General features: G+C 64.8%; 9 protein-coding genes. 8 read left to right on the forward strand and 1 reads right to left on the reverse strand.

Annotation, left to right across the window (positions count from 1 at the left end; genetic code table 11):
* Nucleotides 1-338: 338 nt before the first annotated feature.
* A complete protein-coding gene (locus FV230_RS21510; protein ID WP_147727910.1) occupies nt 339-677 on the forward strand; it encodes a P-II family nitrogen regulator in 339 nt (112 codons plus the stop codon).
* Nucleotides 678-699: 22 nt separating this feature from the next.
* Nucleotides 700-1638, forward strand: a complete 939-nt coding sequence (locus tag FV230_RS21515; protein ID WP_147727911.1) for a glutaminase — start codon at nt 700-702, stop codon at nt 1636-1638.
* A 139-nt stretch (nt 1639-1777) separates the two neighbouring features.
* On the opposite strand, the gene FV230_RS21520 is transcribed toward FV230_RS21515, so the two are convergent.
* Nucleotides 1778-2797, reverse strand: a complete 1020-nt coding sequence (locus FV230_RS21520) for a glutamine synthetase beta-grasp domain-containing protein (protein ID WP_147843852.1) — start codon at nt 2795-2797, stop codon at nt 1778-1780.
* Nucleotides 2798-3146: 349 nt separating this feature from the next.
* On the opposite strand from FV230_RS21520, the gene glnA reads away from it, so the two are divergent.
* From glnA to FV230_RS21555, 6 genes are all read left to right on the forward strand, one after another.
* Nucleotides 3147-4556, forward strand: coding sequence for a type I glutamate--ammonia ligase (glnA, locus tag FV230_RS21525; RefSeq protein WP_147727913.1), 1410 nt, complete (start codon nt 3147-3149; stop codon nt 4554-4556).
* A gap of 158 nt (nt 4557-4714) precedes the next feature.
* A complete protein-coding gene (locus FV230_RS30925; RefSeq protein ID WP_246694949.1) occupies nt 4715-5221 on the forward strand; it encodes an RNase A-like domain-containing protein in 507 nt (168 codons plus the stop codon).
* A 148-nt stretch (nt 5222-5369) separates the two neighbouring features.
* Nucleotides 5370-5642 carry a hypothetical protein gene (locus FV230_RS21535; RefSeq protein WP_147727914.1) on the forward strand — a complete coding sequence of 91 codons (273 nt, stop codon included), beginning with the start codon at nt 5370-5372 and terminating at the stop codon, nt 5640-5642.
* A 62-nt stretch (nt 5643-5704) separates the two neighbouring features.
* On the forward strand, nt 5705-5917 hold the full coding sequence (locus tag FV230_RS21540) for a hypothetical protein (protein ID WP_147843853.1): 213 nt from the start codon (nt 5705-5707) through the stop codon (nt 5915-5917).
* A 668-nt stretch (nt 5918-6585) separates the two neighbouring features.
* On the forward strand, nt 6586-6864 hold the full coding sequence (locus FV230_RS21550; protein WP_147843855.1) for a hypothetical protein: 279 nt from the start codon (nt 6586-6588) through the stop codon (nt 6862-6864).
* A gap of 385 nt (nt 6865-7249) precedes the next feature.
* Nucleotides 7250-7457 (forward strand): VOC family protein (locus tag FV230_RS21555; protein ID WP_147843856.1); only part of this gene is annotated, 208 nt, incomplete at its 3' end.

A 7457-nucleotide genomic window follows, 5' to 3' on the forward strand; every position in this document is an offset into this window, starting at 1 on the left:
CGCCCGCTCCGCCACCGCGGCGCCGGCCGCCCGCATCAGGGCGATGCCCGGCGTGCCCCCGGCGATCGCCGTCGCATCGACGGTCCTCATCGCGTCGACCGTCATCAGGCGTGAGCCGTCCATCGCATCACTTCCGTCTCGTTCGAAGCTGCGCTGCCCGTGCACGGTCCAGCCGATGCCCAAACAATCGGCCCTCACAGCAAAATTGCCTAAACGATTTGCATTTCATGCAACCAGAATGGGCAGTTTCCCCGGGGGCGGGTTGAAAACGGCGTGGCGGCCGGACCGGCGGAGTGATAGAAATTCGGCATCATAGAGCGCAGGTTGGGCCGTCCGGCATGAAGAAGATCGAAGCGATCATCAAGCCCTTCAAGCTCGACGAGGTGAAGGAGGCGCTCCAGGAGGTCGGCCTCCAGGGCATCACCGTGATCGAGGCCAAGGGCTTCGGCCGCCAGAAGGGCCACACCGAGCTGTATCGCGGCGCGGAATACGTCGTCGATTTCCTGCCCAAGGTGAAGCTCGAGATCGTGCTCTCGGACGCCCTGGTCGAGGGCGCCGTCGAGGCGATCCGCAAGTCGGCCCAGACCGGCCGCATCGGCGACGGCAAGATCTTCGTCTCGACCATCGAGGAGGCGATCCGCATCCGCACCGGCGAGACCGGGCCGGACGCGATCTGAGCCCCGCGCCGGGAGGCGGCGCGTGAGCCTCGCTCCGCACCTGCGCAGCGTGGTCGAGGAGATCGCCTACGAGATGCGGCAGCGCTCCGACCGGGGCACGGTCGCGCGCTACATCCCCGAGCTCGCCCGCGTCGACCCGCAGGCCTTCGGCCTCGTCGTGATCGATGCCGACGGCACCATCGCCGCGGCCGGCGACAGCGAGACCCCGTTCTCGATCCAGAGCGTGTCGAAGGTCTTCACCCTGACGCTCGCGCTCGGCATGGTCGGCGACGCCCTGTGGAAGCGCGTCGGGCGCGAGCCCTCGGGCAGCCCGTTCAACTCGATCGTGCAGCTGGAGCGCGAGCAGGGCGTTCCGCGCAACCCATTCATCAATGCCGGCGCGATCGCGGTGACCGACGTGATCCTGTCCGGCCACCAGCCGCGCGAGGCGCTGGGCGAGATCCTGCGCTTCATGCAGGCGCTCGCCAACGACCCGACCATCGCCATCGACGAGGCGGTGGCGGCGTCCGAGAAGCGCACCGGCTTCCGCAACGTGGCGCTGGCCAACTACATGAAGTCCTTCGGCGTGGTCGAGAACCCGGTCGACTACACGCTCGGCGTCTACTTCCACCATTGCGCGATCAGCATGTCGTGCCGGCAGCTCGCCACGGCGGGGCGCTTCCTGGCCCATTCCGGCCGGAACCCCGCCACCGGCCTGTCGGTGATCCCGCCCGAGCGCGCGCGCCGCATCAACGCGGTGATGCTGACCTGCGGCCACTACGACGGCTCGGGCGAGTTCGCCTACCGGGTCGGCCTGCCGGGCAAGAGCGGCGTCGGCGGCGGCATCCTGGCGATCGCCCCGGGCCGGGCCTCGATCGCGGTCTGGTCGCCCGGCCTCGACGAATCCGGCAACTCGCATCTCGGCCGGATCGCGCTGGAAAGCCTGACCAAGCGCATGGGCTGGTCGATCTTCGGCGCGTGAGCTCTCCGCGAAGCGCCGAAGGGCCTCCTCTCCCCTCCGGGAGAGGGGGGTCCGCGTTCCGACCGGCACGCGCCTGGGGAACGAAAGACGGCGCGGATCCGAAGACCCGCGCCGCCGCGTAAGGCCGAAATCCCGGACCTCAGTGGGTCGGAACCGACTCGACCGTCTTCAGGATCTGCGAGGCGATCTGGTAGGGGTCCCCCTGGCTGTTGGGACGGCGGTCTTCCAGGTAGCCCTTGTAGTCGTTGTTGACGAAGGAGTGCGGCACGCGGATCGAGGCGCCGCGGTCGGCCACGCCGTAGGAGAACTGGTTGATCGCCGCGGTCTCGTGCTTGCCGGTCAACCGCATGTGGTTGTCGGGGCCGTAGACGGCGATGTGGTCGTCGAGGTTCTCCTTGAACGCCGCCATCAGCTTCTCGAAGTATTCCTTGCCGCCGGTCTCGCGGAGGTAGGTGGTCGAGAAGTTGGCGTGCATGCCCGAGCCGTTCCAGTCGGTGTCGCCGAGCGGCTTGCAGTGGTACTCGACGTCGATGCCGTACTTCTCGCACAGGCGCTGCAGCAGGTAGCGCGCGACCCACATCTCGTCGGCGGCCTTCTTGGAGCCCTTGCCGAAGATCTGGAACTCCCACTGGCCCTTGGCCACCTCGGCGTTGATGCCCTCGTGGTTGATGCCGGCGTCGAGGCAGAGGTCGAGGTGCTCCTCGACGATCTGGCGCGCGATCGGGCCGACGTTCGAGTAGCCGGCGCCGCAATAGTACGGGCCCTGCGGCGCGGGGTAGCCGGTCGACGGGAAGCCGAGCGGGCGGCCTTCCTTGTAGAAGAAGTATTCCTGCTCGAAGCCGAACCAGGCGCCCGGGTCATCGTGGATGGTGGCGCGCTTGTTCGACGGGTGCGGGGTCTTGCCGTCCGGCATCATCACTTCGCACATCACCAGCACGCCGTTCTTGCGCGTGGAATCGGGGAAGTGGCGCACGGGCTTGAGCATGCAGTCGGACGAGCCGCCCTCGGCCTGCAGGGTCGATGAGCCGTCGAAGCCCCAGAGCGGGAGCTGCTCGAGGGTCGGGAAGCCGTCGAAGTCCTTGATCTGGGTCTTGCCGCGAAGATTCGGGACCGGCGTGTACCCGTCGAGCCACAAATACTCGAGTTTGTATTTCGTCATTCCGAGTCTCTCGTCCGTTAACGATGAAAAGCCAGCGGGAACGGCAGCCGCTCCGGGGCTTCCGACGACCGAGACCCCGCTAGCAGGGACCGTGCCAGCGAAACGCCGTCCCGCCGGCGGTTCCCGTCCCCGCGCGGCCGAGGCAGTCAACTCCGCGTGAGCGTCGGGCTCGGAGGGGGCCGGTTCGCGCGGCTCGGGCGCGGGCAATGCGGCGGCACCGCCCGTCGTCGGAGGCGACGACGATTTCCCGGCCCCTTCGGTTGGCACGACGGCGTCGCGGGCTGTATGGAGCCCACGTCCGGCGCACGGCACGGTGCGGCGGCCCACGAATGTCAGGAGGACGTCCACGATGACGACAGCGGCCGAGGTGCTCAAGACCATCCGGGACAACGACGTCAAGTATGTCGACTTCCGGTTCACGGACCCGCGCGGCAAGTGGCAGCACGTCACCTTCGACGTCAGCCTGGTGGACGACGAGATCTTCGAGGAAGGCACGATGTTCGACGGCTCGTCGATCGCCGGCTGGAAGGCGATCAACGAATCCGACATGCTGCTGATGCCGGACCCGGCGACCGCCACGATGGACCCGTTCTTCTCGGCGGCCACCATGGTCATCGTCTGCGACGTGCTCGAGCCCTCGACCGGCGCGCCCTACCCGCGCGACCCGCGCGGCACCGCCAAGCTCGCCGAGGCCTATCTCAAGTCCACCGGCATCGGCGACACGATCTACGTCGGCCCGGAGGCCGAGTTCTTCGTCTTCGACGACGTGAAGTTCGGCGCCGACCCGTACCACACCGGCTTCCAGCTCGATTCGACCGAGCTGCCCACCAACGGCTTCACCGACTACGAGGGCGGCAACCTCGGCCACCGCGTCGCCACCAAGGGCGGCTACTTCCCGGTGCCGCCGCAGGATTCGGCCCAGGACATGCGCGGCGAGATGCTGGCCGCGATGCAGGGCATGGGCGTGAAGGTGGAGAAGCACCACCACGAGGTCGCCAGCGCCCAGCACGAGCTCGGCATGAAGTTCGACACGCTGACGCTGCTCGCCGACCACATGCAGATCTACAAGTACTGCATCCACAACGTGGCGCAGAGCTTCGGCAAGACCGCGACCTTCATGCCGAAGCCCGTCTTCGGCGACAACGGCTCGGGCATGCACGTGCACCAGTCGATCTGGAAGGACGGCAAGCCGATCTTCGCCGGCGACAAGTATGCCGGCCTCTCCCAGGAATGCCTGTGGTACATCGGCGGCATCATCAAGCACGCCAAGGCGCTGAACGCCTTCACCAACCCGTCGACCAACTCCTACAAGCGCCTGGTGCCGGGCTACGAGGCCCCGGTGCTGCTCGCCTACTCGGCGCGCAACCGCTCGGCCTCCTGCCGCATCCCGTGGACGAAGAGCCCGAAGGCCAAGCGCGTCGAGGTCCGCTTCCCCGATCCGATGGCCAACCCCTACCTCGCCTTCTCGGCGCTGCTGATGGCCGGGCTCGACGGCATCCTCAACAAGATCGATCCGGGCGCGGCCATGGACAAGGATCTCTACGACCTGCCCCCGCGCGAGCTGAAGAAGATCCCCACCGTCTGCGGCTCGTTGCGCGAGGCGCTGCAGAACCTCGACCGCGACCGCGCCTTCCTCAAGGCCGGCGACGTCTTCACCGACGACCAGATCGATTCGTTCATCGCCCTGAAGATGGAGGAGGTCATGCGCTACGAGATGACCCCGCACCCGGTCGAGTTCACGATGTACTACTCGCTCTGAGGCCGGGGCGGGCTCGACGCCCGCTCCCATCGCCCACGACGAAGCGCCGGAGCCTCCTCGAGGCTCCGGCGCTTCGCGTTTGAGAACCGCGATGAAAGCCTCGCTTTTCTGACTATCTTCCTATATAGGAATATAGGAAGATCCGAGGGGTGCGGTCCATGGCGTCAGGCGCGACGGGCCTTTTGCGGGCGAGATGGCTGATCGCCGCGTACCGCGTGGAGGTCGCCTTCCTGCGGTTGCGCCTGTCGCTGCGTGCGTATCACGCCGACCAACCCCGCGTGCCGGCCGGGAACCCGAACGGGGGCCAATGGACGGATGGCGATACGGGCGACGGGCATGATTCCGCCGACGATGCGCGGATCGTTCACGTCTCGGACGATGCCGACCGCCGGTACAGGGTCTTGCTCTCCGAGGAAGAGGCGCGCGGCGGGCATACGCTTCGCGAGCATGTCGGCAAGACGGATGCGGAGATGATGGGTCGCGTCCTGGCCAGCAGAAGGACGTTCCCGGTCATCAGTTACGGCCTGAAGCGCGATGGCTCGTTCGAGTCGGTGGAGACTGCGAACGACTTTGTCAATCGGACACTGGAGCAGAATGCTGCGGAGGTCGATGACGTCGCAACCGGTAGAAGGGACGATGCCTTCATGACATCCCGCTTCGGATAGAGAACCGGGCGGGAAGCCTACACGGCGGGGCAGCTCGAGCCGTATCTGCGCACGACCTACGGTGTCGGAATGTTCATCGTTCACGATCCGGGCAGTCCCCGCGGGTACCGCATCCATACCGCCTATCCGCGCGACGACTGAGATCGACATGCAGGCCGCCCCGGAATTCCTGACCTTTGCCCGCTGGTACATCCAGGACATCGATCGCATCGCGCCGACGCTCGAGGAGATGTACGATTTCGGTCTCAGACGTTTTCGTGGCGAGGAACGCGTCCGCCTGCGGCAGTTCATCGACCGGGCCGTCCGCGAGGCGTCCGACGCGACGTTGGAACGGCTGTGGAATGAGACGGACGCCGACATCTACTTCCCCACCGTGCAGGATCTCCGCGCCTTCCTGGCCGGCGCCCGCGACCGGCTCTGACCAGAGAATCCGAGGGATCGGGTCCGGACGCCGCAGAGGGAAGAGGGAAGAGGGAAGACGCCATGGCGAAGCCGCGCCTCGAACCCACGTCGGAATTCCATCGGCTCGGCCTGGGTTTCTACCAGGATCTCGACACGACCGGGAAGACGGAAGACGAGGTCTGTGACATCGTGCTCGATCCGTTCACCGGCCAGGAGCGGATCCGCCTGCAGGACTTCCTCGACGGGATCACACGCGACGACGCCTCGGATGCCGAGCTGCTGCAATTAAGGTAGCTTGTATATCAAATATAATCGCAGCGCTGGTTTTTACTTGATCCATGACCTGAATTCGGCGCGTGGCTTTTGCGTCCGAGCCGCATATCCACGGAGTGACGGGGATCGACATGCAGCTGCCACGGGAATTCGAAAAATTCTCACGCCAATTTTATTCGGGCATATTGGACGACGTTGAAACAGAAGCGGAATTAATCGATTCGGTCTTGTCCCCATCCTCAAATCCGCAACAACGTGCGCGCCTGCGTTCGTATCTCGATGAGATAACGCGGGATCATGTAGACGATAGGGAGCTGCAAGAAATCTGGTGGTCGTCGTCCGCAGACACCGTGTTTCGTGATAGCGCTGGGCTGCGTGAGTTGTTGAGAAGAGCGCGAGATCGGCTCTGATATCTGGCCCGAATTTATCCTTGCGATTCGCGATCCCTCCTATGAAATCTCCATATCCCGCACGATCCGCCATCGATTGCAGATTTTGTGTTTCCATTTAAAGAAGGCTGGAGTTGCTGCATCTCGATGATTGCATAGTTAAAATTCGCAAATCACACATATGAGAGCGCTGTTTATCTGCGCAATAAACGTGGTGTCAGCGTCGATTCGAGACATGACCCGACTTCCCCGATCGGATTTCTTATCCGGGCCGCATTTCCCCCTGCAGAGGCAGCCGAAATGAAGCTATCTGCGGAATTTTGGGATTTCAGCCTGCAATTCTATCAAGATCTTCTCGACGACGTGTCGAGCGAAGAGGAAATGATCCGTACTGTCTTATCGCCTTTCAAGGATGCGGAAAAACGCGCAAGACTGAGGGAACTTCTCAGCTCGATCACCGCAGACGAATTTTTCGATGAAGACTTGAGGAAACTGTGGTGGTCCTCGTCCGCCGATATCGTGTTTCACGACGGCGCCGAGCTGAGAGGTTTTCTCAAACGGGTGCGGGACAGATTGTAACGCCCGCCTCGGAAGCCGGCAGGGCAGCTCGGAACCGGCGAAGGCTGTCGATGACAGGGATGCGGTAGAAGTCACGGCAGGTCGCCGGAGGCCTGAAGCGTGCCATGGAAGCATGGTGATCGTCCGACGGTGAAGAACGGATCCTTCCCCGGACCCGTCCGGGTTTCGAAAGGCCCGAGATCTTTCGCGGGTGCAGGCGAGGGCCCTGCATGATCCTCGGGGCTCGGCCCCGAGCCCCCCGCCAAAGGGATGATCCCTTTGGAATCCCCCGGTTTGTGGTTCTATGATCAGGGGGGATCGATCGTCGTCACGGTCAATCACGCCCCCTCGGAATGCGTTGCCGGTCGCTTTGGGACCCTGATCGTTCGAATCGGCGGATCGATCCATGCTCACCCTCGACCACCTTGTCATCGTCGCACCGGATCTCGCCGCGGGCGTGGCTCATGTCCGCGACGGCCTCGGTGTCGACATGCCCGAGGGCGGGCGCCACCGCGAGCTGGCGACCCGCAACCATCTGCTGCGCCTCGGCCCGGCGACCTTCCTCGAGGTGATCGCGGTGGACGCGGCGGCCGCGCCGCCCGGCCGCCCGCGCT

This window comes from Methylobacterium sp. WL6 (assembly GCF_008040095.1).
GTDB lineage: Bacteria > Pseudomonadota > Alphaproteobacteria > Rhizobiales > Beijerinckiaceae > Methylobacterium.

Coding starts and splice junctions, on each gene's coding strand:
- glnA (WP_147727913.1), top strand. CDS start 3,147: ATGACGACAGCGGCCGAGGTGCTCAAGACCATCCGGGACAACGACGTC.
- FV230_RS21535 (WP_147727914.1), top strand. CDS start 5,370: ATGCAGGCCGCCCCGGAATTCCTGACCTTTGCCCGCTGGTACATCCAG.
- FV230_RS21510 (WP_147727910.1), top strand. CDS start 339: ATGAAGAAGATCGAAGCGATCATCAAGCCCTTCAAGCTCGACGAGGTG.
- FV230_RS21550 (WP_147843855.1), top strand. CDS start 6,586: ATGAAGCTATCTGCGGAATTTTGGGATTTCAGCCTGCAATTCTATCAA.
- FV230_RS21540 (WP_147843853.1), top strand. CDS start 5,705: ATGGCGAAGCCGCGCCTCGAACCCACGTCGGAATTCCATCGGCTCGGC.
- FV230_RS21520 (WP_147843852.1), bottom strand. CDS start 2,797: ATGACGAAATACAAACTCGAGTATTTGTGGCTCGACGGGTACACGCCG.
- FV230_RS30925 (WP_246694949.1), top strand. CDS start 4,715: ATGGCGTCAGGCGCGACGGGCCTTTTGCGGGCGAGATGGCTGATCGCC.